Raw genomic sequence first — 20,178 nt, 5'->3', positions numbered from 1 at the left:
CGGAGGTTTTATTGTTTTCTATAAACTGGACTGATAACGCAGATAAGCGGTGATCGTCTCAATAGCGACGTCAATCGCACGCTCATCCGGCTCGAGCTTGGCATTGTGCAGTCCATGCGGCGTATCAACGCCCAGCCAGAACATAAAGCCTGGGATTTGCTCCAAGAAGTAGCCGAAATCTTCGCCGGTCATTGCTTCCGTGCATTCAACGAGCTGAATGTGATCATTGGTGCGGAGCCAGTCCATGAAGTCCTCGGTTAATGCAGGATCATTATAAACCTGGCGATAGTTCGAACCATAGTCGATGGAGACTTTGCAACCGAAGGAGCTTTCGATTCCGGAAGCAACGGCTTCAATGCGTTTCTTAATATTAGCCATGGAATCGGCGGAAAGGGTACGGATCGTACCTTCCAAGCGCGCTTTTTCAGCGATGATGTTCTGCTTCGTTCCTGCTTCCATTTTACCGATCGTAATGACGGCCGAATCCAGCGGATTCACGTTGCGGGACACGATCGTGTGCAATTGTCCGACCATTTGTGAGCCCGCTACGATCATATCGTTCGCTTGGTGCGGGTAAGCGGCATGACCGCCTTTGCCGAGAAGATCGATGAAAAGCTCTGATGTATTTGCAAACAAAATACCTGGCCTTGTGGCAATTGTGCCAACCGGATACTCCGGAGCAATGTGCAGCGCCATGATCTGATCGGGCTTCCAATCTTGCAGCTCTTCAGCGGCTAGCATGGGCAGTGCGCCTCCAGGGCCTTCTTCAGCCGGTTGAAAGAGTACGACCAGATCATCTTTCATCGGCTTATTGGCAAAGTGGGTGACAACCCCCATGCCAATCGACATATGCAGATCATGGCCGCAAGCGTGCATAAAGCCCGGATGCTGGGAAGGGAACGGAAGCGTCGTCTCTTCCGTAATGGGCAGCCCGTCCATATCCGCGCGATAGCCGTAACGCTTCGTCGGGTTCGTACCCGCAATATACACCAGAATGCCTGTCCGCCAAGTGCGGATCGTCATTCTGTCTTGCGGCAGCCGGGCCAGTGTGTCCAAGAGCAGCTGCTGCGTCTTGAATTCCAGAAAGCCGGGCTCAGGTATTTGGTGAAGCTGACGGCGCAGCTCTATGAAAGGGCTAGCCATATGGAATCCCTCCCAAACACCTTACAGGGTGCGAAGATCTTGTAAAATTTCGGTTTTGGACTTCGTTTTATCGTCCACTTTTTTAATGACCCGAGCAGGTGCTCCGGCTACGACTGTATATTCTTCGACATCCTGAGTAACGATGGCACCGGCAGCGACAACGGATCCTTTTCCGATACGAACGCCTTCCAAAATAACAGCATTAGCGCCGACGAGTACATCATCTTCAATCACACAAGGTTGTGCGGAAGGGGGCTCGATAACGCCGGCAACGACAGCGCCTGCGCCGATGTGGCACATTTTGCCTACTTGTGCGCGGCCGCCAAGAACTGCGTTCATGTCGATCATCGTGCCGTCGCCGACCGATGCGCCGATGTTAATGAGAGCGCCCATCATAATGACGGCGTTGTCTCCGATATGTACTTTGTCGCGAATAACCGCGCCTGGCTCAATGCGGGCATTGATTGGCTTCAGGTCCAGCATCGGGATTGCAGAGTTACGACGATCTGCTTCAACGACGAAATCTTGAACAAGCGCTTTGTTAGCTTCCAGAATAGGCTGAATAACGCTCCATTCGCCGAATACAACGCCGCTTCCGCCGGAAATGAAGGATTGGCTGCCTTCGCCGAAGTCGATCGCCTCGAGGTTTCCTTTTACATATACTTTAACAGGAGTCTTTTTTTTGCTCTCTTTGATAAACTGAATAATTTCTAGGGTATTCATTTCACTCATGGTTCCATCTCCTTAAAATTTAGATTGACTCTCCTATATTATCAGAAAGGCGGCGTTTCAGCCAATCGGTTTCACCGAGAAGTTGACTTTTTTTGTCGAAATGGCTGAGAAAGGGAGATTACTTCCGGTAAAAAGGGACCGCTAACGAGTCAACAAAACTCATTAGTCAGTCCCTGCATAACGTGCCTAGCTGTACGATTCTGCGGCCTGTTGTTTCGTATTTCCCTTAGCTTCTCCAAGCTTATCATTGGTTAACATGAAGATGAAAACGAGCAGAAGTCCGGTAGGTACAAGCGCCCAAGTAAAGGCGTGAGTGATTGAACTGGAGAGAATTGCAGTGATTTTATCCAAGACTGGCGTTGGAATCTGGGCTCTGGTATCCGGAGCAAGCAACGCTCGAGGGTCATTGGATCCTCCGGCGGGGAGTTGATCGGTTCCTCCGAGGGTATCCGCCATTTTGTGGGTAAAATTGTTGCGCTGGATCATGCCGTACACGGTGATGCCGATCGTCATGCCAAGCTCCCTGACGAATGAGATCGTCGAGTTAGCGGAGCCTCTTTGCATAGGGCTGAGATTGTGAATGGCCGCCATGCTGAGCACAGAGAACGAGGCGCCGGTGCCGAGACCTGCAAGCACCATATAGATGGTAACCAGCCATCGAGGGGTCGTGGTCGTCAATGTGCCAAGCAATACGATGCCGGTCAGGAAAATGAGGCCAAAGATAAGCATGACATTGCGATAGCCGATTTTCGAAGAAAGTATAGCGCCAACCTGGCTGGATACCACGACGCCGAGCATCATGGGAAGTAAAATAAGGCCCGAATTTGTCGCGCTTCCCCCGATTACACCCTGCACATAGATCGGGATATACACCGTCGAAACGATAAATGCAATCCCATAACATAAACCTATCAACGTACTGCCGCCAAAAAGCCGCTCACGGAACATGGAGAAGGAAATGATGGGTTCTTCAGCTCTTGTCTCTGTCCAAAGAAAAATAATCAGTAAAGCAAGGAAGCCGCCAAATAAGCTGAGTATGGGCGCGGAGTCCCAGGCATATTTATTGCCGCCGAGCTCCAATCCGAACATGAGGCAGACAACAGCCCCGACCAGCGTAATTGCGCCGACCCAGTCGATTTTCTGCTTAGCATGGACAGGCGATTCTTTGTAATGAATGGCAATGAAGATGAGCGAAAGGATACCGATCGGGAGATTAATGTAGAATATCCATCGCCATTCGATGTAATCCGTAATATAGGAACCTAGCAAGGGTCCGAAAATACTGGACAATCCGAATGTCGCTCCGAACAGCCCCGTCATTTTGCCGCGATTTTCCGCAGGGATCGTATCGAAGATAATAGTGAAAGCGATGGGAATCAAGGCGCCTCCGCCTATCCCTTGAATCGCACGATAAATGCTCAACTGCACGATGCTCTGCGCAGTGCCGCACAAGATCGAACCGAGCAGGAAGACGACCATGCCGAAAATGAAAAACCGTTTCCTGCCGTACATATCGGACAGTTTGCCGAAAATCGGCATGCCGGCCATTTCAGCTACCATGTAAGATGAGGTTACCCAAATAAACTTGTCGAAGCCTCCCAGCTTTGCGACAATCGTTCCCATAGCAGTAGCAACTATCGTGTTGTCCATGGAAGACACGAGAATGGAGAGCAGTAGTCCTGCAATAATATAGCCCAGTTTGCCTTGCGGTTGTGTCATTTTGGTTCATCACTCCTTTAAGTAAATGATTTCATGACATTTATTCTACATGGCGGAACGCAGCTGCTCTTCGGTCTTCGGATGTAAATTGCTGTGGACTATCGGATGAAAAAAAGAGCAGCCCAACTCCGATTTGAGTTGAACCGCCCCACATTTCCAATTAACTTACATCTTGCGCTATGGATGCTTGCACGAATTGACTATTATAAAGATCTGCGTAGAAACCGTTCTTCTCCAGAAGTTGTTCGTGCGTACCTTGCTCAATAACAGCTCCATGATTCATCACGAGAATCAGATCTGCATCGCGAATCGTGGAAAGGCGGTGCGCGATAACGAAACTGGTGCGCCCTTTCATCAGATTGCTCATAGCTCGCTGGATCGATACTTCGGTTCTCGTATCAACGCTGCTTGTCGCTTCATCAAGGATCAGAATGGCAGGATCGGCCAACACCGCACGAGCGATGGTTAAAAGCTGCTTTTGACCGTGAGACAGGTTCGAGGCCTCCTCATTGAGGATGGTATCGTATCCGTCGGGCAGGGTGCGGATGAAGTGATCCGCATAAGCAGCCTTCGCGGCTCGGATGATTTCGGTTTCGGTTGCGCCTTCGCGCCCATACGCGATATTATCGCGAATTGTACCGTTGAAGAGCCAGGTATCTTGAAGCACCATACCGAACACCGCGCGAAGATCGCTGCGTGTCATTTGCCGTGAATCTACACCATCAATGATAATGCTACCGCCTTTGAGCTCATAGAACCGCATGAGAAGATTCACGATGGTCGTTTTGCCCGCGCCGGTAGGTCCGACAATTGCTACCGTCTGTCCAGGCTGAACGTCAATGTTCATATCTTGGATCAGAAGAGCATCTTCTTTATAGGAGAAGGCTACATGCTCAAATTTGACATTACCCCTAACTTGCCCGATTGGCTTTGAATCCGCGATATCTTGAACTTCTTCCGGTTCATCCAGCAACTCGAAAATCCGTTCAGCTGCGGCGATCGTTGATTGGATGACATTGGCGATGTTCGCTACCTGAGTAATCGGCATTCCGAACTGGCCGGAATATTGAATGAAAGCTTGAACATCTCCGATTTTAATGGAGCCGCCCGTTACCATGATGCCGCCGATGACGCTGACCAGCACATACCCGATATTGCTGATAAACGTCATCAACGGGAATATCAATCCGGAAATAAATTGCGCCTTCCAGCCGGAATGGTACAGCTTTTCGTTGATCTCATTAAAACGTTCAACTGACTTTCTTTCGTGACCGAATGCTTTGACGATGGTATGCCCCGTATACATTTCTTCAACATGGCCATTAAGAGCGCCAAGCGTTTGTTGTTGTCCTTTAAAATATTTTTGCGAGCGGGACGCAATCATTTTGGTCCCTAAAATGCTGAGCGGCAATGTAATAATGGTTGCCAGCGTTAGCAGCGGGCTTATTGTCAGCATCATAATAATGATGCCGAGTAAAGTAACGAGTGATGTAATGAGCTGGGTTAAACTTTGCTGCATCGTCGAGCTGATTGTGTCCACGTCGTTCGTTGCCCGGCTCATCGTGTCGCCGTGGCTTCGCGAATCGAAGAATGAAAGCGGGACGCGCGTTAGTTTTTCACTGATCTGCTCACGCAGGTTATATACGATCTTTTGCGTAACGCCGACCATAATCCATTGCTGAATATAGGTCAAAATAGAGCTAAGAATGTAGAGCGCAGCCAGGATGATCACGATTTGGAAAATCGCGTCAAAATCGATTTTGGCGCCGGCAACGCCTTTAAACTTTGCGATAGATCCTTCAAACAGTTTCGTTGTGGCGTTACCCATGAGCTTTGGTGCCACGATGCTGAACACGGTGCTCAGAATCGCCGTTACAAAGACTAAGGTTAATGAGATTCGAAAGGGCAGCATGAAACGAAATAGACGTTTTAAAGTGGCTTTAAAGTTTTTAGCCTTTTGGACGGGCATCCCCATGGCACCCATGCCACCGCGGCCAAAATGAGCAGGGTTCATGCCAGTGGCGGGCCGTCCATCTCTTGGTTTCTCACTCATGCGATTTCCTCCTCTGATAGCTGGGAAGCGACGATTTCTTGATAGACTTTGCAAGTTTTCATCAGTTCTGCGTGAGTCCCAGTGCCGGCCATACGTCCGTCTTCCAGGACAAGGATTCGATCTGCGTCCATGATCGTACTAACGCGCTGCGCGACGATTATCGTCGTCGCATCCTTGGTTTCAGCTTTGAGAGCGGCCCGCAGCTTGGCATCCGTTTTGAAATCGAGCGCAGAGAAGCTGTCGTCGAACACATAGATATTCGGTTTGCGGGCAAGCGCGCGGGCAATGGAGAGCCGCTGCTTTTGACCGCCTGATAAATTTGTGCCCCCCTGGGCAATTACGGATTGAAAGCCATCCTTCATCTCTGAGATGAAATCGGCAGCCTGAGCGATTCTCGCCGCATGCTGAATCTCGGCATCGGTGGCTTCTTCACGACCGTAGCGGATATTGTCTGCAACGGTGCCTGAGAAAAGCACGGCTTTTTGCGGAACATAGCCGATCTTTTCCCGCAAACCGTCCAGGTCCAGTGACTGTAGCGATTCACCGCCAACCTCGATGCGTCCGTTTTCTACATCATAGAAGCGGAGCAGGAGATTAAGCAGCGTTGTTTTGCCTGAACCGGTTCCGCCGATGATCGCGGTCACTTCGCCCGGCTCTGCACGGAAAGAAATATCCCGAATAGCAGGCTGCTCGGCACCCGGGTAACTGAAGGAGACGTGTTCAAATTCTACGGCGCCCTGACCGTTTCGTAACGGTTTGGCATTCTCTGGGTTACGAATGTTCGTTTCGGTATTCATCACTTCATTAATGCGTACAGCTGAAGCGGAGGCCCGAGGAATCATGACGAAGATCATCGTCATCAAAAACATCGAGAACATGATCTGCATGGCATACTGAATAAAAGCCATCAGATCGCCGATTTGCATTTGGTTGTTATCGATACGGATACCCCCGTACCAGAGAATCACGACGACACCGAGATTAAACACCAGCATCATTAGAGGCATCATGGTAGACATAAGGAGATTGACCTTAATTGCGGTTTGCGTATAATCTAGGCTCGCTTTTTCGAATTTGCGCTTTTCATGTTCAGAGCGGTTAAAAGCTCGAATGACTCGGATCCCGATCAAATTTTCTCGGAGGACCAGGTTGATTTGGTCGATTTTTACTTGCAGCGCTTTAAAAAGGGGAATGCCTTTGCGCATAATGGCAAAGATGGCGATAGCTAGAATAGGGATGATCGCGATCAAAACGAGCGCGAGATGGGCGTCTTTATAGATCGCCATAATAACCCCTCCGACAAGCATGGTCGGCGCCCCGATAAACATGCGCATCATCACGACGACCTGTTGAACTTGCGCGATGTCGTTCGTTGTTCTCGTAATGAGCGAAGAAGTGCCGAGTTTATCAAATTCGCCTAAAGAAAAACTTTCTACGTGAGTAAAGACGGCTCTGCGCAAATCTCGGCCGAATCCTGTTGCAGATCGGGCGAGCAAGTAGCTGGCAATCGCAACACAAACCGTTGCGCCTAATGCAACACAGAGCATGTAGGCTCCGTATTTGATGATGTAAGGTACGTCTCCATTTACAACACCGAAATCGACAATGTCAGCAAGCAGGGTAGGCAGGTACAGTTGAGCAAGAGATTGCAATAGCATAAAGACAACGACTGCAATGACGCTCGAACGGTACGGTTTTAAAAACCGGAACAGTTTTAACATGATTTCCTCCTCATTGTGGTTTGAAATCTTACAAAAATGATGCTTTGCATAATAATGAAAATTAGGGTAATATGATTATGAAGCAAACTTATAGTAAGTAACCTTAGTTTACTTCTTCCAGTTTACTTAATCACTTTTCAAACGTCAAGGGGGAACTTATAGATGGATCCGCAAATCCCTCCCGGGGAAAAAGCTCCTACTGCCGGTGAAGTTGTTCATGCCATCATCCGGACCGCACATTATATTCGCCAAGGATTTGAAGAGGGCTCATCAGAGCTTGGCGTACCTTCTTATTTGAGTGGACCAAGACTGCGTATGCTAGGTGCCGTGTCAGAATTCGGTCCCATACGAATGAATGACTTGGCTGCAAAAATGGGCATTAGAGCGATCACTGTTACTCAGTTTGTAGATGCCCTCGAGAAAGAAGATCTTATCGTTCGCCTCCCGGATCCGACGGATCGACGCGCGACGCTTTTGCAATTGACAGAGAAGGCTCCGGCAATTTTGCAAAAAGCGGGCGAAGTCTCCAAACAAGTTACGGAGAAAATGATGGAACCCCTGTCTGTGGAAATGCGTATCCAATTGCTTGATATTCTTTCCCGTATAGGTGATTATAAGCAATTGTGCTTGTTTGATGATCAGAGCAGAAAGTCAAAGGTTGAGTGAATAACATATTGACTTATCGTGTCGAAAATGGGATAATCCTTTTAATTGAATATGTACCTTTAAAAACAGTCCAGAGAGGCTGGCAAGGTAGTCGATGAAAAAGACGGGAATAGACCGAATCGCGTGTTCGGTGTATGAACAAGCATGAGGATGTGCGCATCCTGATGACCCGCTTTGTGTCTTTACGCACGTTCAACTCCTTGCCAAAACATGGCAAGGAGTTTTTTGGTTTCACGTAGTGGCTCATGCTTACGATGCAAGTTTTGCTAAAGCAAAACGCTTAGGAGTGATAATGATGACCGAAACAGCGGAACACAGCATTATGGATGAAATGGGCATTCGCAGAGCACTGACGCGGATTGCCCATGAGATCCTGGAAAAGAATAAAGGAGTAGAGAACTGCACCTTGATCGGAATTCGCACACGGGGGATCTACTTGGCCACTCGCGTGGCAGAGCGGATTCTTGAAATCGAAGGCGTGCCGGTACCGGTAGGGGAAATCGACATCACTTCTTATCGTGACGACCGGGTCAAGGTGAAATCGGTAGAAAACGTGCAGGAAGGCGGGAAACTGCAAATCCAAGACAGGAAAGTCATCCTTTTCGACGATGTGCTCTATACAGGACGCACCGTTAGAGCAGCAATGGACGCTTTGATTGATTTGGGCAGACCGCAAATGATTCAATTGGCTGTGCTGGTTGACAGGGGGCATCGCGAACTGCCGATTCGCCCCGACTATGTAGGCAAGAACGTACCTACCTCCAAGAGCGAAAACATTGAAGTGCTGCTAACCGAGATTGACGACAAAGACCAAGTGATCATACTTCAACAGAGGGGGAAACAGGAGTGAGCATGGTGGGCGTACAAACAACCAAACATTTTCTGGGATTGAAAGGACTTAGCGCGGGGGAAATCACAAGTATCCTGGATCGTGCCGCATTTTGGGAACAATATCCTGTGAAGGTGACAAACCAGCTGCAAGGCAAATTCGTTTCCAACCTTTTCTTTGAAAATAGTACAAGAACCCGATTCTCTTTTGAACTGGCGCAAAAGCGGCTGGGCGCCGATGTACTCAATTTCTCCGCTGCCGAGTCCAGCGTGCAAAAAGGTGAGTCCATCTACGATACGGTGCGAACATTGGAATCGATGGGCATCGATGCAGGAGTTATCCGGCTGAAGCCGGTGGGCGTGCTTGCCGAGTTGGCTGAGAAAATCAAAGTTCCGCTTATCAACGCGGGAGATGGCAACAACGAACATCCGACCCAAGCGCTGCTCGACTTCTATACGATGCGCAAGCAGTTCGGCGAAATCAAAGGGCTGTCGGTCTCCATCATTGGCGACATCTTACACAGCCGCGTAGCACGCTCGAATCTATGGGGATTGCACGCGCTGGGAGCGAAAGTGCAGTTCTGCGCACCTGATAACATGCAAGCTCCTGAGCTAGCCGCATTCGCCCCTTATGTCTCTTTCGAAGATGCGCTCAAGGCCGACGTAGTCATGATGCTGCGTGTACAGCTTGAACGTCATGACAAAGGGATTATCCGCTCAGCTGAGGAATACCGCGAACAATACGGGTTAACGGTAGAACGCGCAAGCCGTATGGCACCGCACGCAATCATCATGCACCCGGCTCCGGTCAATCGCAACGTCGAGCTGGACGATGAACTGGTTGAACACGAGAAATCAAAAATCTTTACGCAAATCGCTCATGGTGTACCGATCCGCATGGCGGTCATCGAGAGAGCTTTATCATAATAATTCCCCAAGCGAATATAGGGAGGCACAATTAACCATGGGTATTTGGATATTGAACGGATTAACGGTAGATGCAAACAATGTACAAACGAAAAAGCACATTTTTATAGAAAACGATAAAATCGCGCAAGTAGTGGAAGCTGGGGAAGGCACAGCGCCGAACACGGATGGGCACGAAGTGATCGACGCAGCCGGCAAACTGGTTGCACCGGGTTTCATCGATATGCACGTTCACCTTCGCGAGCCGGGATTTGAACATAAAGAAAATATAGCGACTGGTACACGATCGGCGGCAAGAGGCGGCTTCACCACAATCGCTTGTATGCCGAATACAAGACCGGTCATTGATACGGTGGATACGGTCAACTACATAAAAGATAAGGCCGAGACTGAAGGCGTCGTTCGCGTGATTCCGTACGGCTGCATCACGAAAAACGAGCTGGGCCGCGAGTTGACGGATTTCACCGCGCTGAAGGAAGCGGGCGTAATCGGTTACACCGATGACGGCGTCGGCGTGCAAAGCGCGCAAATGATGAAAGATGCGATGGCATTAGCCGCTTCGCTCGGTATGCCAATCATCGCGCACTGCGAGGATAACACGCTCGTTGAAGGCGCGCCGGTGAGCGAAGGCGAGTTCGCGAAGAAACACGGACTCAAGGGAATCCCGAACGAATCTGAGGCGATTCATGTAGGCCGTGACGTGCTGCTGGCGGAAGCGACCGGTGTTCACTACCACGTGTGCCACGTAAGCACCGAGCAATCGGTCCGTTTGATCCGGCATGCGAAGCAGTTCGGCATCAAAGTAACCGCTGAGGTATGTCCGCATCACCTCGTGCTCTCGGACGAGGATATTCCAGGGCTGGACGCCAACTGGAAAATGAACCCGCCGCTGCGCTCGCCGCGCGATGTACAGGCTGTGATCGAAGGCTTGGAGGACGGCACGATCGACATTATCGTTACGGACCATGCACCGCACAGCGAGGAAGAAAAAGAACGGGGCATGCAGCTCGCGCCATTCGGCATTCTCGGTTTTGAGACGGCATTCCCGCTGCTGTATACAAAATTCGTACTTACCGGAAAGTGGACGCTGGGCTTCCTGATCGATCGAATGACAGCCAAACCTGCTGACGTATTCGGACTTCCATACGGAACATTGAATGTAGGCAGTGCAGCAGACATCACCATCGTCGACTTGGATAATGAGCATGAAGTATTAAAAGAAGAAATCGTATCCCGCAGTAAAAATACACCGTTTATCGGATGGAAGCTGCAAGGCTGGCCAGTCGTGACAATCGCATCAGGTAAAATCGTTTGGTCCTAACAAGCTATAACCTCTATACGGCGAATGAAAATTCGTGTATATTTATACAGAAAGATCTTTTTTTATGCATGACAGGTGCATGACATCTCGGTTCAAGTACGAACCGTTTGACAATAGCGAAGGAGTTGAAAGAACATGCAGGCAAGATTGTTGCTGGAAGACGGCACTCTTTTTACAGGAAAATCGTTCGGTAGTGAGGGTGACTCCGTCGGCGAGGTTGTATTCAATACAGGGATTACAGGTTATCAGGAGGTGCTTTCCGACCCTTCTTATTGCGGACAAATCGTAACGATGACATACCCGCTGATCGGGAACTACGGGGTGATTCGCGACGACTTCGAGTCCGTACGCCCTTTCATTCACGGATTTGTGGTTCGGGAGCATGAAGAAATCCCAAGCAACTGGAGAGCGCAGTACACGCTCGGCAGCCTGCTTAAAGAATACGGCATCATCGGTATCAGCGGCATCGACACCCGCATGTTGACTCGTAAAATTCGCCACCATGGCGTTATGAAGGGCCTGCTTACGACTTCGAATAAATCGATCGCAGAATTGACTGAAATGCTTGGTAGCTCCAAGCTGATGACAGATCAAGTTGCTCGCGTATCGACAAAGAGCGTTTTTGGTGCACCGGGACACAAAGAGCGTGTCGTGCTTGTTGACTTCGGAGCGAAAAGCGGGATTATCCGCGACCTCAGCAAACGTGACTGCGACGTCGTTGTTGTGCCTCAAGATGCAACTGCCGAACAAATCCGCAGACTGGCTCCGGACGGCATCTTGTTGTCCAACGGCCCTGGGGATCCAAAAGACGTGCCTCACGCTGTGAAAATGATCCAAGAACTGCTCGGCGAATTCCCGATCTTCGGTATTTGTCTTGGGCACCAACTGTTCGCGCTCGCTTGCGGAGCGGATACGGATAAATTGAAATTCGGTCACCGCGGCGGCAACCATCCGGTGAAAGATTTGATCTCCGGTCGCTGCTACATTACATCGCAAAACCATGGCTACACGGTGAAGGACGATTCCATTGCCGGAACCGACTTGGAAGTAACGCACATTAACAATAACGACCGCACCATCGAAGGCTTGAAGCATAAGAAATACCCTGCATTTTCGGTTCAATACCATCCGGAAGCGGCACCGGGTCCTTTTGACTCCAGCTACCTATTCGATGATTTTATCGCGATGATTAATAAGTTTAAGCAAGACAACCCGCAGCAGCCGCGCCAAGCACAAATGCTTGCTCAGTGGAAAGCAACGACGGCGTCGACATCTGTGAAGGAGGAACTGCAGTATGCCAAAAAATAATACACTCAAAAAGATTCTCGTGATTGGCTCCGGCCCGATCGTTATCGGTCAAGCGGCGGAGTTTGACTATGCAGGAACGCAAGCTTGCCAAGCGCTGAAAGAAGAAGGCATGGAAGTCATTTTGATCAACAGCAACCCGGCTACGATCATGACCGACACGAACATGGCCGACAAAGTATATATCGAGCCGATTACGCTCGACTTCGTTACGCAAATCATCCGCCAAGAGCGTCCAGACGGCTTATTGCCAACACTCGGCGGTCAAACCGGTCTGAACATGGCTGTAGAGCTGGCGCGCGCCGGCGTGCTGGAGAGCGAAAACGTCAAACTGCTCGGTACGCAGTTAACGGCGATTGAAAAAGCGGAAGACCGCGACTTGTTCCGCGACTTGATGAGAGAATTAGAGCAGCCTGTACCGGATAGCGTTATCGTAACTACGGTTGCGCAAGCTGTGGAATTCGCTATGGAAATCGGTTTCCCGATCATCGTGCGTCCTGCATACACCCTGGGTGGAACAGGCGGCGGTATCTGTAACACAATGGAAGAGCTGACGGATATCGTCGCTTCCGGTATTCGCTACAGCCCTATCGGACAATGTCTGGTTGAGCGCAGCATCGCAGGTATGAAAGAAGTCGAGTACGAGGTTATGCGCGACGCGAACGACAACTGTATCGTCGTATGTAACATGGAAAACTTCGATCCCGTAGGTGTGCACACGGGTGACAGTATCGTAGTGGCGCCGAGCCAAACGTTGTCTGACCGCGAGTATCAAATGCTGCGTTCCGCATCGCTGAAAATTATCCGTGCGCTGAACATCGAGGGCGGCTGTAACGTACAGTTCGCGCTGGATCCGCACAGTTTCCAATACTATGTCATCGAAGTGAATCCGCGCGTCAGCCGCTCTTCGGCGCTCGCGTCCAAAGCAACGGGCTATCCGATTGCGAAAATGGCTGCGAAAATCGCGATTGGCTACACGCTTGACGAACTCGTGAACCCGGTAACGGGACAAACCTACGCTTGCTTCGAGCCGACGCTGGACTACATCGTATCCAAAATTCCGCGCTGGCCGTTCGATAAATTTACGGCTGCCAACCGTAAGCTCGGTACGCAAATGAAAGCGACCGGCGAAGTGATGGCGATCGGCCGTACGTTCGAAGAGTCGATCCACAAAGCGATTCGCTCTCTGGAAATCGGCGTACACCGTCTTTTCCTGAAAGAAACGGATCTGCTTGATCAAGAAACACTCGAATTCCGTTTGCAAAAACCGGACGATGAACGACTGTTCTTACTGGCAGAAGCTTATCGTAGAGGCTACACCGTGGAGCAGCTGCAAAGCCTCACGAAGATCGACTGGTGGTTCCTGAACAAGCTTGACGGCTTGATTAAATTCGAAAAAGAAATCGCGGCAAGCGACTTAACGCCGGAGCTGCTGTTCGAAACAAAACGCAAAGGCTTCACCGATCGCGCGATCGCTGAGATTCGTGCATTGGCTGGAAGTTCGACTTACACGAAAGAAGCAGATATTCGCAATCTGCGCCTGCAGCAAAATATCAAGCCCGTATACAAAATGGTAGATACATGCGCAGCGGAGTTTGAAGCATCGACGCCATACTACTACTCTACCTATGAGCAAGAAGACGAAGTAACGGAAACTAACAAAGAAAAAGTCGTCGTTTTGGGCTCCGGTCCGATCCGTATCGGTCAAGGGATCGAGTTCGACTACTCCACGGTTCACGCGGTATGGGCGATCCAAGCTGCGGGTTACGAAGCGGTTATTATCAATAACAACCCGGAGACGGTTTCGACGGACTTTAATACTTCCGACAGATTGTACTTCGAGCCATTGTTCTTCGAAGACGTGATGAACGTCATCGAGCGCGAGAAACCGATCGGCGTTATCGTACAATTCGGCGGTCAAACGGCGATAAATCTGGCGGCTCCGCTTTCGAAAGCCGGCGTGCGCATTCTTGGTTCTGATCTCGAAAGTATCGATACTGCTGAAGACCGTAAGAAATTCGAAGCGCTGCTTCGCAAGCTGAGCATTGCTCAACCGCCGGGCGGCACAGTAACATCTGTTGACCAAGCGGTAGGAACGGCTGCACAGTTCGGCTATCCGGTGCTCGTTCGTCCATCTTATGTCCTTGGCGGCCGCGCGATGGAAATCGTCTACTCGGATGAAGAATTGTTGAGCTACATGGAATATGCGGTGAAAATCAACCCTGAGCATCCGGTACTTATCGACCGCTACATGCTTGGTAAAGAGGTTGAAGTCGACGCGATTTGCGATAAAGAAACGGTTCTCATCCCAGGCATCATGGAGCACGTGGAACGCGCAGGGGTTCACTCCGGTGACTCGATCGCCGTTTATCCGCCGCAAACGATCTCCGACGAGATCAAGCAACAAATTATCGACATTACGACAAAAATCGGTCTAGAGCTGAAAGTCGTGGGTCTGGTCAACATCCAGTTCGTTATCCACAACGATCAAGTGTATGTCATTGAGGTTAACCCGCGTTCTTCCAGAACGGTACCGTTCTTAAGTAAAGTAACCAACATCCCGATGGCGAATGTAGCAACCCGCGTTATTATGGGTCAAAAGCTGGCTGATATGGGCTACCAAAGCGGTCTGTGGCCGGAAGATAAGTATGTATCGGTTAAAGTGCCTGTGTTCTCCTTTGCGAAGCTCCGCCGAGTAGATACGACACTCGGACCTGAGATGAAGTCGACCGGCGAGGTGATGGGCCGAGATACAAACTTTGCCAAAGCGCTGTACAAGGGTTTAATCGGAGCGGGTATGAAAATCCCTGCAGCCGGATCCGTCGTTGTGACGGTTGCGGACAAAGATAAGGACGAAGCGATTGAGATTATGAAAGGTTTCTATCGTCTCGGTTATAAAATTATCGCAACCGGCGGTACGGCAACGGCGCTCGAAGAAGCTGGCCTGCCTGTAACGACGGTGCATAAGCTGAGCGAAGGTTCGCCGAACATTCTGGATCTCATTCGCGGCGGCGAAGCGCAATTCGTTGTGAACACGCTGACGAAGGGCAAAACGCCTGAGCGCGACGGCTTCCGTATTCGCCGTGAAGCGGTTGAGAACGGCGTGGTTTGTATGACATCGCTGGATACGGTGAGAGCGCTCGTGAACATGCTCGAATCGATCAACTTCTCCTCCCGCGCGATGCCGGTTTACGCGTAAGGGATGGTGACGAACGTGAGTACACTAACACGTACGGACGTGGCAGGGCGCATTATGGTCGCCCTGGATTACGCGAACGCAGGGGGAGCTGAAGAGCTGCTAAAGCAGCTCGAAGGCATTCCCTGCTATATGAAAGTGGGCATGCAGCTGTTTTATGCTGCAGGTCCGGGTTTTGTAGCCAGCCTTAAGGACCGCGGCTACAAGGTGTTCCTGGATGTCAAGATGCATGACATCCCCAACACAGTGCGAGGCGGCTCAGAGAGCGTGACTCGCCTTGGGGTTGATTTGTTCAACGTCCATGCTGCCGGAGGCAAGCAGATGATGGAATCGGCCATGGAGGGCGTCGACAAGGCGCTCGCCCCTGGAGCAAGACGCCCGATCGTCATCGGCGTCACGCAGCTTACCAGCACCAGCCAGCAGGTGCTGAACGACGAGATCGGCCTGACCGGATCGGTCGAGCAGGCCGTCATTCGTTACGCCCAGCTCGCGCATGCCGCGGGGCTCAACGGGGTTGTCGCGTCACCGCTTGAGGTGACGCAGATCAAGGCGGCGTGCGGTGGCGCGTTCGTCACCGTTACGCCGGGCATTCGCCCTGCGGGCGCCGACGCGGGCGATCAGTCGCGCGTCATGACGCCGGCTGAGGCGTTCGCGCAGGGCACGGACTACGTCGTGATCGGCCGCCCGATTACTGGGGCAGCCGATCCGAGAGCGGCGATCGAATCGATCATCGATTCGATTTTATAAAACTTCACGGGTGAAGGCTTCCAAATACCATTTAGAAGGAATTTCTCCTTCTAAATGGGGCCTTCCCTCTTTTTATGCGCTTTTACAGGAAAAAACTGCCGCTAATTTGTCCGTTTCTGAAACCTGCAGTTTAATCTCGCACTCAGGATTTGAGTGTGAGTAAATTTAGCGCTTGATTTCATGGGCGCAACGTAAACCAGAGGCTGAAAACAAGGAAGGAACGGTGTCATTAATCATGAGCCAGCTTGAAACGATCGCACAGCACATCGCAGCATCTTTACTAGAAATCGAGGCGGTATCGCTACGCCCGCACCAACCGTTCACTTGGACATCCGGTCTGAAATCGCCGATTTACTGCGATAATCGACTGACGATGTCGCACCCGGCGATTCGTGAGGCTATTGCCGACGGCTTTGCTGCTTTAATCAAAGAAAAGTTCCCGGAAGCGGAAGTTGTCGCTGGCACAGCGACAGCCGGGATTCCACATGCAGCCTGGGTTGCACAGAAGCTAGGCCTACCCATGATCTACATTCGCGATAAAGCCAAAGGTCACGGCAAAGAGAACCTGATCGAAGGGACGGTCAAGCCAGGTCAAAAGGTTATCGTCATCGAAGACCTGATCTCTACTGGCGGATCTTCTTTGAAAGCGGCATTGGCCGTGAAGGAAGCGGGGGCAGTCGCTCTGGGCGTACTTGCGATTTTCTCCTATCAGCTTGACAAGGCTACACAAGCTTTTGAAGCGGCGGACATGCCGCTCCATACGCTATCCAACTACTCCAAGTTGCTTGAAGTTGCTCTGGAAAAAGGCAAGATCAAGGAAGAGGATCTCGATCTCCTCCATTCTTGGAGAGCGAATCCATCTGAATTCGGTGCGTAAGCAGCGTTAAATGGATCTATAGCCTGTGTCAAATATTGACGAAATAGGCTGTCATCCCTATACTAAAAGAGTGCTTAGGTACTGCCTAGCATCTGCGAAAAGGCAAATGACGCGAAAGCGACAGACGCAAAGCTACAGGGGCTAATCGGCTACGGCCGTACGCTTGCCAGCTACCGAACGGTGAGAGGAGGAGTGCTCGTGAATGTAAATGCTGCATTATCCGCGATAAACAGCGGCGATGCTTTGCAGCAAGCAGTCGGACTGCAGCTGTTTAGCAAGGCGAGCGACATGCAAGAAGCAGCGGCCAGCACGTTGATGCAGGATTTTACCAAATCCCAGCAGCAAGTGAACGCGGCAGCGTTATCGGCAGCACCGCATTTAGGGAAAAATCTTGACATCCGCATATAACGAATGAGAAAAAGAAGCTCCACCTTTTCGAAAAGGCGAGCTTCTTTTTTATTGTCTGATTTCGCTGTTTGTCAGCATAGCGATGAATGATTGCAGCGGTTGTGACATCCACTTTTTGGGGTGTAGCAGGAGTTGGAGATCGAAGCGCAGCGCCGGGTGGCTAAAAGGAATAATTGCAAGTTTGCCAAGTTCCAGCTCTGTTTCGACGGCGATACGGGGAAGTAGAGCAATACCAAGTCCTGTCATGACGCAGTGTTTGATCGTTTCCAAGTTGCCAAGTTCGAAACCGATTCGAAAGGGAACGGCGTTGTCTTTGAGCAATTTTTCAAACATATTCCGATAGATGCAGCTGCCTTCCGTGACGATGAATTCCGTATGCTGGAAGTCACTTAACTGCACGCCTGCTGCATGCACCAGAGGGTGATCTTTGGGGCCTACGAACACCAGCGGCTCATCCCTGATTTGAATGCAGTGAAGAAAAGAATCTGCCGGATAACGGTCGAGTAATAGGCCGATGTCGTAATCGCCTTCTTTTACCTTTGCTAATAAGGAGGATTCATTGTCGGGTAGAAGCTGGATATTGAGGTTGGGAAAGTGCTGTCTGATCTGTTGTAAATAAGGCGGCAAGTAGTACGCAGCGAGGGAATCTATCGTACCGATCGTAAGCGTGCCGCTAACCTGATGGGCGATCATTTCTTTGGACTGATCATAAAGCTCCAGCATTTGCACGGCCAGTTTCAACAAGCTTTCTCCAGGATGTGTTAACCGAAGCTGACGTCCAAATCTTTCGAAAAGAGGGACGCCGTATTCGCGTTCCAGCTTTTGAATCTGCATCGTGACGCTGGATTGCGCATAACCTAATTCTTCCGCTGCGCGGGTAAAGCTTTTTCGCTTGGCGACTTCCCGAAACGTTCGGAAATACGTAAGATCCATTTGGTGTCCTCGCACTATCAATATTTTTGATGACCGTTATCATTTATTATAGCTAACTGTGATGATAAGTTCCATGATAGAGTGTGAGTAAGGACAAATTTTGGCTGGTAGGGGAGATGGTTTATTTGTTGAGAGAAAATGACCTTCAAGGGGTATATGTGCCGATCATCACACCTTTTGATGAGGCGTATGAGGTGGATGCCGGTTCCTTTTACAAGCTGGCTTATCAATTGTTTCAAGACGAAGTGGACGGTCTAGTTATTAATGGTACTACTGGAGAATCGCCGACGATTACATCGGAGGAACTGGACATCTTATTTGCTACCGCTCTAGCGGCTCGGCAAGCCTCGAACACGACCGCACCGCTAATCGTGGGTACAGGTATGAATGACACGCGTGCAACGGTGAAAAAAACGGAAGCCGCAGGAAAATTAGGCGCCGATGCCGTACTTGTTGTAGTACCTTACTATAATAAACCGAGCCAGCAAGGAATTGTTGAACATTTCAAGCGTGTTGCCAGTGTCGGAGTCCCGGTAATTTTATATGAAGTTCCGCACCGCACCGGCGTTACGCTGGAACTGGACACTGTGCGCATGATTCTTGAACTGGATGGCGTCATCGGAATGAAAGACAGTACGCCCAATACACAACTAGTGTCAGAGCTTACCCGGTTGGGCTCGAAGCCGGTACTTTGCGGTGAAGATTCACTGCTGTTCGCAGCTCTCTCCGCAGGAGCAAAGGGGATGATGAGCGCTTCTGCTAATGTAGAGACGAGGCGGTTTGTTGAGTTCTACCGGAGTTTTGCGGCAGGTCAGCGAGATGAGGGCAAACGGCAATTCGATGAACTGCTTCCTCTGATCCGGCTGATGTTTCAAGAGCCGAATCCGGCGGCGATGAAATGGGTGCTTAAGCAGCAAGGTGTCATTGACTCGAACATGCTTCGATTGCCGCTTCTACCAGTCACAGAAGGATTGCAGGAGAAACTGGCGGCTTTTTATAGGCAGGTATGATCATTAAAAATGGGGGATTGAAGAAGATGCAAAGAGCTAAAGTATTTACGGGCTCCCCTTGGGAACCGCTCGTCGGTTATTGTCGGGCCATTCGGGTTGGAAATCGAATTGAAGTGGCAGGGACGACGGCGATGAAGGACGGAGAGGTCGTTGGCGTTGACAATCCCTACGAACAAGCACTATACATTTTGCAAACGATTGAACAAGCGCTGCTTGAGCTTGGAGCGCAGATGTCCGACGTCGTTCGAACTCGCATGTTCGTCACGGATATTTCGAAGTGGACGGAGATTGGGAAGGCGCACGGCGAATTTTTCCGCGATGTTCAGCCTGTAGCGACGATGGTTGAGGTGAAGGCGCTGATCGATCCGCAACTTCTGGTCGAGATTGAGGTTGAGGCTGTGGTGGAAGACGAAGGACGCCAATAAATTCGAAGAATTAAATAACGCTTATCATTGGTTCAAAAGCGATTCTCATTGTCGCTGATGAGTTCGACGATATGGGACGCTGAGCGAAGCAGGAACGATGTTATTCACATTAAGCATGCATCAAACCTAACATGAAAATTTCAATCACATAATTTCCTATTTTAGGA

The 20,178-nt window shown here is 50.3% G+C and carries 17 protein-coding genes and 1 riboswitch; of the genes, 11 read left to right on the top strand and 6 right to left on the bottom strand.

Features of this window, described 5'->3' with window-relative positions; translation table 11 throughout:
- Positions 1-18: 18 nt before the first annotated feature.
- The 5 genes from ACFQZT_RS01330 to ACFQZT_RS01310 all read right to left on the bottom strand — a co-directional run bounded on the left by ACFQZT_RS01330 (position 19) and on the right by ACFQZT_RS01310 (position 7,368).
- Complete coding sequence (locus tag ACFQZT_RS01330; RefSeq protein ID WP_379295800.1) at positions 19-1,143, bottom strand: N-acetyldiaminopimelate deacetylase; 1,125 nt, start codon at positions 1,141-1,143, stop codon at positions 19-21.
- A 21-nt stretch (positions 1,144-1,164) separates the two neighbouring features.
- Positions 1,165-1,875: a 2,3,4,5-tetrahydropyridine-2,6-dicarboxylate N-acetyltransferase gene (gene dapD / locus ACFQZT_RS01325; protein ID WP_379295798.1), complete on the bottom strand. Its 711-nt coding sequence runs from the start codon at positions 1,873-1,875 to the stop codon at positions 1,165-1,167.
- A gap of 186 nt (positions 1,876-2,061) precedes the next feature.
- Complete coding sequence (locus tag ACFQZT_RS01320) at positions 2,062-3,594, bottom strand: MDR family MFS transporter (protein ID WP_379295796.1); 1,533 nt, start codon at positions 3,592-3,594, stop codon at positions 2,062-2,064.
- A gap of 160 nt (positions 3,595-3,754) precedes the next feature.
- Positions 3,755-5,647 (bottom strand): ABC transporter ATP-binding protein, encoded by a 1,893-nt coding sequence (locus ACFQZT_RS01315; RefSeq protein ID WP_379295794.1) that lies wholly within the window; start codon positions 5,645-5,647, stop codon positions 3,755-3,757.
- Positions 5,644-7,368 (bottom strand): ABC transporter ATP-binding protein, encoded by a 1,725-nt coding sequence (locus ACFQZT_RS01310; RefSeq protein ID WP_379295792.1) that lies wholly within the window; start codon positions 7,366-7,368, stop codon positions 5,644-5,646. The genes ACFQZT_RS01315 and ACFQZT_RS01310 overlap by 4 nt, the downstream gene beginning before the upstream one ends.
- Before the next feature lie 162 nt (positions 7,369-7,530).
- On the opposite strand from ACFQZT_RS01310, the gene ACFQZT_RS01305 reads away from it, so the two are divergent.
- From ACFQZT_RS01305 to ACFQZT_RS01265, 9 genes are all read left to right on the top strand, one after another.
- On the top strand, positions 7,531-8,034 hold the full coding sequence (locus ACFQZT_RS01305) for a MarR family winged helix-turn-helix transcriptional regulator (RefSeq protein WP_379295790.1): 504 nt from the start codon (positions 7,531-7,533) through the stop codon (positions 8,032-8,034).
- Positions 8,035-8,326: 292 nt separating this feature from the next.
- Positions 8,327-8,884, top strand: a complete 558-nt coding sequence (gene pyrR, locus ACFQZT_RS01300) for a bifunctional pyr operon transcriptional regulator/uracil phosphoribosyltransferase PyrR (RefSeq protein WP_379295788.1) — start codon at positions 8,327-8,329, stop codon at positions 8,882-8,884.
- A gap of 2 nt (positions 8,885-8,886) precedes the next feature.
- Complete coding sequence (locus ACFQZT_RS01295; protein WP_379297880.1) at positions 8,887-9,789, top strand: aspartate carbamoyltransferase catalytic subunit; 903 nt, start codon at positions 8,887-8,889, stop codon at positions 9,787-9,789.
- A 37-nt stretch (positions 9,790-9,826) separates the two neighbouring features.
- Positions 9,827-11,110, top strand: coding sequence for a dihydroorotase (locus ACFQZT_RS01290; protein WP_379295786.1), 1,284 nt, complete (start codon positions 9,827-9,829; stop codon positions 11,108-11,110).
- A 135-nt stretch (positions 11,111-11,245) separates the two neighbouring features.
- Positions 11,246-12,418, top strand: a complete 1,173-nt coding sequence (gene carA / locus ACFQZT_RS01285) for a glutamine-hydrolyzing carbamoyl-phosphate synthase small subunit (protein ID WP_379295784.1) — start codon at positions 11,246-11,248, stop codon at positions 12,416-12,418.
- Entirely contained in the window at positions 12,405-15,614 is a 3,210-nt protein-coding gene (carB, locus tag ACFQZT_RS01280; protein ID WP_379295781.1) for a carbamoyl-phosphate synthase large subunit, read from the top strand. Before carA ends, carB begins: the two co-directional genes overlap by 14 nt.
- Positions 15,615-15,668: 54 nt before the next feature.
- Positions 15,669-16,358, top strand: a complete 690-nt coding sequence (gene pyrF, locus ACFQZT_RS01275; RefSeq protein ID WP_379295779.1) for an orotidine-5'-phosphate decarboxylase — start codon at positions 15,669-15,671, stop codon at positions 16,356-16,358.
- Between the two features lie 235 nt (positions 16,359-16,593).
- Positions 16,594-17,235, top strand: coding sequence for an orotate phosphoribosyltransferase (pyrE, locus tag ACFQZT_RS01270; RefSeq protein WP_379295777.1), 642 nt, complete (start codon positions 16,594-16,596; stop codon positions 17,233-17,235).
- A gap of 91 nt (positions 17,236-17,326) precedes the next feature.
- Positions 17,327-17,413: riboswitch (cyclic di-GMP riboswitch) on the top strand.
- A 20-nt stretch (positions 17,414-17,433) separates the two neighbouring features.
- Entirely contained in the window at positions 17,434-17,643 is a 210-nt protein-coding gene (locus ACFQZT_RS01265) for a putative motility protein (protein ID WP_379295775.1), read from the top strand.
- Positions 17,644-17,691: 48 nt separating this feature from the next.
- Here ACFQZT_RS01265 and ACFQZT_RS01260 read toward each other — a convergent pair whose 3' ends face one another.
- On the bottom strand, positions 17,692-18,576 hold the full coding sequence (locus ACFQZT_RS01260; protein WP_379295773.1) for a LysR family transcriptional regulator: 885 nt from the start codon (positions 18,574-18,576) through the stop codon (positions 17,692-17,694).
- Positions 18,577-18,692: 116 nt separating this feature from the next.
- Between ACFQZT_RS01260 and dapA the strand changes: the two genes are divergently transcribed.
- Positions 18,693-19,586, top strand: coding sequence for a 4-hydroxy-tetrahydrodipicolinate synthase (gene dapA, locus ACFQZT_RS01255; RefSeq protein ID WP_379295771.1), 894 nt, complete (start codon positions 18,693-18,695; stop codon positions 19,584-19,586).
- 26 nt (positions 19,587-19,612) lie between these two features.
- Positions 19,613-20,011: a RidA family protein gene (locus tag ACFQZT_RS01250; RefSeq protein ID WP_379295769.1), complete on the top strand. Its 399-nt coding sequence runs from the start codon at positions 19,613-19,615 to the stop codon at positions 20,009-20,011.
- The last annotated feature ends 167 nt before the right edge of the window (positions 20,012-20,178 follow it).

Origin of the sequence: Paenibacillus sp. GCM10027628, assembly GCF_042676385.1 — a bacterium.
In the GTDB taxonomy this organism is placed as follows: Bacteria; Bacillota; Bacilli; order Paenibacillales; family NBRC-103111; genus Paenibacillus_E.
Note: the sequence above shows the minus strand (reverse complement) of the source record. Positions and strands in the feature narration are given on the sequence as shown.

Bases quoted from the DNA above. Each gene is read 5' to 3' on its own strand.
- ACFQZT_RS01330 (WP_379295800.1), bottom strand. From the start codon at position 1,143: ATGGCTAGCCCTTTCATAGAGCTGCGCCGTCAGCTTCACCAAATACCT.
- dapD (WP_379295798.1), bottom strand. From the start codon at position 1,875: ATGAGTGAAATGAATACCCTAGAAATTATTCAGTTTATCAAAGAGAGC.
- ACFQZT_RS01320 (WP_379295796.1), bottom strand. From the start codon at position 3,594: ATGACACAACCGCAAGGCAAACTGGGCTATATTATTGCAGGACTACTG.
- ACFQZT_RS01315 (WP_379295794.1), bottom strand. From the start codon at position 5,647: ATGAGTGAGAAACCAAGAGATGGACGGCCCGCCACTGGCATGAACCCT.
- ACFQZT_RS01310 (WP_379295792.1), bottom strand. From the start codon at position 7,368: ATGTTAAAACTGTTCCGGTTTTTAAAACCGTACCGTTCGAGCGTCATT.
- ACFQZT_RS01305 (WP_379295790.1), top strand. From the start codon at position 7,531: ATGGATCCGCAAATCCCTCCCGGGGAAAAAGCTCCTACTGCCGGTGAA.
- pyrR (WP_379295788.1), top strand. From the start codon at position 8,327: ATGATGACCGAAACAGCGGAACACAGCATTATGGATGAAATGGGCATT.
- ACFQZT_RS01295 (WP_379297880.1), top strand. From the start codon at position 8,887: ATGGTGGGCGTACAAACAACCAAACATTTTCTGGGATTGAAAGGACTT.
- ACFQZT_RS01290 (WP_379295786.1), top strand. From the start codon at position 9,827: ATGGGTATTTGGATATTGAACGGATTAACGGTAGATGCAAACAATGTA.
- carA (WP_379295784.1), top strand. From the start codon at position 11,246: ATGCAGGCAAGATTGTTGCTGGAAGACGGCACTCTTTTTACAGGAAAA.
- carB (WP_379295781.1), top strand. From the start codon at position 12,405: ATGCCAAAAAATAATACACTCAAAAAGATTCTCGTGATTGGCTCCGGC.
- pyrF (WP_379295779.1), top strand. From the start codon at position 15,669: ATGGTCGCCCTGGATTACGCGAACGCAGGGGGAGCTGAAGAGCTGCTA.
- pyrE (WP_379295777.1), top strand. From the start codon at position 16,594: ATGAGCCAGCTTGAAACGATCGCACAGCACATCGCAGCATCTTTACTA.
- ACFQZT_RS01260 (WP_379295773.1), bottom strand. From the start codon at position 18,576: ATGGATCTTACGTATTTCCGAACGTTTCGGGAAGTCGCCAAGCGAAAA.
- dapA (WP_379295771.1), top strand. From the start codon at position 18,693: ATGGTTTATTTGTTGAGAGAAAATGACCTTCAAGGGGTATATGTGCCG.
- ACFQZT_RS01250 (WP_379295769.1), top strand. From the start codon at position 19,613: ATGCAAAGAGCTAAAGTATTTACGGGCTCCCCTTGGGAACCGCTCGTC.